Origin of the sequence: Thermogutta sp. (assembly GCF_014359955.1) — a bacterium.
Taxonomy (GTDB): domain Bacteria; phylum Planctomycetota; class Planctomycetia; order Pirellulales; family Thermoguttaceae; genus Thermogutta.
On record NZ_JACIYL010000462.1, the window covers coordinates 1 to 3,561 of the forward strand.

Annotated in this window: 2 protein-coding genes; both read left to right on the forward strand. The window is 58.9% G+C overall.

Annotated features, from left to right (window positions below):
• Positions 1-1,994: aminotransferase class I/II-fold pyridoxal phosphate-dependent enzyme (locus H5U08_RS13030; RefSeq protein ID WP_297033788.1), on the forward strand; the 1,994-nt coding region annotated here is incomplete at its 5' end.
• A gap of 140 nt (positions 1,995-2,134) precedes the next feature.
• Positions 2,135-2,956: a sugar phosphate isomerase/epimerase family protein gene (locus H5U08_RS13035; protein WP_297033793.1), complete on the forward strand. Its 822-nt coding sequence runs from the start codon at positions 2,135-2,137 to the stop codon at positions 2,954-2,956.
• The last annotated feature ends 605 nt before the right edge of the window (positions 2,957-3,561 follow it).

Genomic DNA, 3,561 nt, shown 5'->3' on the forward strand with positions numbered 1-3,561 from the left:
AAGAGGGGTTTGATTCGATCTTTCAGGCGATCCGCCGGGCTGTGGCACTGGAACATGAACTGGCGGTGGATGCGATTATCCTCATCAAGCCCGGCAGTATTCCCCGCACTTCCAGCAACAAGATTCAACGGTTTGCCTGCCGTGAGGCCTACCTGGAGGGGACACTGGAAGTCGTGGCCGCATGGTACAGAGACCAGTCCGGCAAGGAGGAACCTATTACGCCGCTCTGCCCGCCGGCGAAGACGCCCGAGCCGTCGGAAGCGGCTGAAAACCCGGAGCCGGTCTGTCTGCCGTCGTCTGGTGGAAATGGAGACCTGGTCCAGCGGCTGGCTCAAACGTCCGATCTCGGTCCGGCGTGGCAGGCGGCAGGGGGTGGAAGCAGCTCGTGCCCGTCCGGTGACGGCGGTCGGATCCTTCAATCAGGCGGGGTGTCGGCCGGAATGCCGTCAACGCGTCCCAGTCGTGAAAAAATCATCGAGGCCGTTCTGGCGGAAGTGCGGCGGGTTGCTCGGGATCGCGCCGAAGGTCTGACACTGGACACAGCGATTACCGAAATCGGGCTCGATTCCCTGGAACGCATGGAAATTCTTGCCTCGCTGGAAGAGCGTTTCGGGGGCCGCTTTCCGGCGGAGATCCTGCCAGAACTGGAAACCTGTGCCCAAGTTGTGGAAGCGGTGGAAAAGTACCTCGGCGGGGTTGAGCAGGAACGCCGCGTCATCATTCCCGCCGGTCAGGACATCCCCGAGGAATTTTACAACGTTGAGAAGTTCCCCGAGTACATAGCCCTTCAGGAACGGTTGCGCGTGCTGGAGGCAAGTGGTCTGGGCAACCCGTTTTTCACCGTCCACGAGGGCATCACGAATGACCGCACGATTATCGGCGGTCGTGAAATGATCAACTTTTCGAGCTACAACTATCTCGGGATGTCGGGAGATCCGGTGGTCATTCGCGCGGTGCAGGAGGCCGTGGAACGCTACGGGACGAGCGTCTCTGCAAGCCGACTCGTGTCCGGCGAAAAAGTGATCCATCGGGAACTCGAGGAAGAGCTGGCCCGGTTTTTGGGAACGGAGGCCGCCGTTGTCTTTGTGGGTGGTCACGCCACCAACGAGACGGTGATCGGTCACCTGTTCAAGCCGGGCGATCTCATTCTCCACGATGAGCTCTCTCACAATAGCATCCTTCAAGGGGCCATTCTCTCCGGCGCCCGCCGTCGCCCCTTCCCTCACAATGACTGGCAAACGGCGGACCGCTTGTTGAACCTCTTCCGAAGAGAATACCGCCGGGTGCTCATTGTCATCGAGGGCGTCTACAGCATGGACGGCGACATCCCGGATTTGCCGCATTTTATTGAGGTGAAAAAGCGGCATAAGGCGCTGCTCATGGTGGACGAAGCGCACTCCATGGGCACGATCGGGGAAACAGGGCGCGGGATTGGCGAGTACTTCGGTGTCCCACGCGACGGTGTGGACATCTGGATGGGGACGCTCAGCAAATCGTTTGGCAGTTGCGGCGGTTACATCGCCGGCAAGAAAGCTCTCGTTGAGTATCTCAAATACACGGCGCCGGGATTCGTGTTCAGTGTTGGATTGTCGCCGCCCAATGCCGCGGCGGCTCTCGCTTCGCTTCGTTTGCTCCAGAAAGAACCGGAGCGTGTCCGCCGGCTCCGCGAGCGGGCAGCCCTGTTCCTTCACCTTGCCCAGGAGCGCGGATTCAACACCGGCGCCAGCCGGGATTCGCCGGTGGTGCCGATCATCCTGGGGCACTCACTCCACTCCATGCAGCTCTCGCAGGCCCTCTTCCGCCGCGGGATCAACGTCCAGCCGATTGTTTATCCCGCTGTGCCGGAGTCGGCCGCGCGGTTGCGGTTCTTCCTCACGTCTTGCCATACCGAAGAGCAGATCCGTTATACAATCGACGTCATGACGGAGGAGATTGACCGTATCGATCCTCGCTATCGTCTCCCCAAACCGGCGTCTGCATCCCCCAGCACGTGAAGACGGAAAACTGTGAACCTGCACGCTTATGTGCACCTTTACGTGCCCGGAGGTTTGCGACATACTGGTTACACTGGACGCAGGCGAGTCCGCGACGGCGTTCGGCCTGATCACGGTTGAAACCTGGGAGGCGAACACGGATGGCGTGTTTATCTGTTTCCGAAACCACAACGTTTCGCTGGTCTTTCGAGGAAGATGTCCTGCGGTACAAAGCGGCGGGAATCCCGGCCATCGGTGTGTGGCGGCAGAAGCTCTCCGACTTCGGTGAAGAGAAAGGGGCCGAGTTACTTAGCGAAACGGGGATGCGGGTGTCACATCTGTTCTGGGCCGGGGGATTTACCGGCACGGACGGCCGAACTTTCAAGGGAGCAGTGGAGGATGCCCTGGAAGCTGTCCGCACGGCGGCAGAACTGAAAACCCAGTGCCTTCTGGTGTACAGCGGGGCCCGGGGACTCCACACTCACAACCACGCCCGCCGGTTGTTTCGGGAAGCCCTCAAGGAAATGATTCCCCTGGCGCAAGAGTTGGGGGTATTTCTGGGCGTGGAACCAATGCACCCCGGTTGTGCCGCCGATTTCACGTTCATCACCGATCTTGACGATTATTTCAAGCTGGTGGATACCCTCGGTTCCAATCAGGTGAAGCTGATTTTCGATGTCTATCATTTGGGCGCTGTTCCCGACATCGTTTCTCGGATCCCGCACCTGATTCCGCATATCGCCCTGGTGCAACTCGGCGACGCCAAATCGCCCCCGAACGGCGAGGTCAACCGTTGCCTGCTTGGAGAAGGGTCTCTGCCGCTTGTCGAGCTTGTGCGGGCACTCCGTGAGAATGGCTACGACGGATTTTTCGATGTGGAGCTGATCGGCGAAGACGTGGAGGCCTACTCGTACGACTACCTCCTCGAGCATGCGAAGTCGGCCTACGCTCGACTCTTGGGCGAGGGTGCCGGGGTGCAATGAGGCAAAACGGAGACAGCCGGGGCGATCCGCGGCGAACTCCCGCAGAATCCATCGCGAACTTTCCGGAAAAATCGGGTGTCAGTGCTCGTCGGGCGCGGCAGGAGTGAAATCTCCTCAGGGGCGTCCCCAGCTCGCCTTAACTGCATGAATAAGCCACTATATCAATATTTTATGACGAGAAAAATGACCCGTCCATGACACCACCATTGCGCCCCATTGCCCGGGCGTTAAGATAAAAAGGATGGTATTAGGCGACTCGGTGACGCCCGAGCACGATGGGCCATGCCCGCACCTGAAGTGGCAGACACCTGTATTTCAGTCTGGTTAAAATAGCACTTTGGAAGGCCGTTCGAGTGCAGTGTGGTTCTGCGCTGGCTTAGCGTGTGTGAAGAGGACAGCCAGACCCCTGTTGGCTAAATCCGTGTTGGTTGGAATCCAGGCCAATTTGTCGAGACGAAAAGATACGAGCTTACGATCATGGCAGTCGATTTGAACAGTTCAGTAGGAAGTCGGATCGTTGGACCAGAAAGTCTGCTTCGCGTCCTGCAAACGGCGCGGCGGGTGATTATTCCCGAAAAGCCGCAAGAGCTTTTCGACCTGGCAGA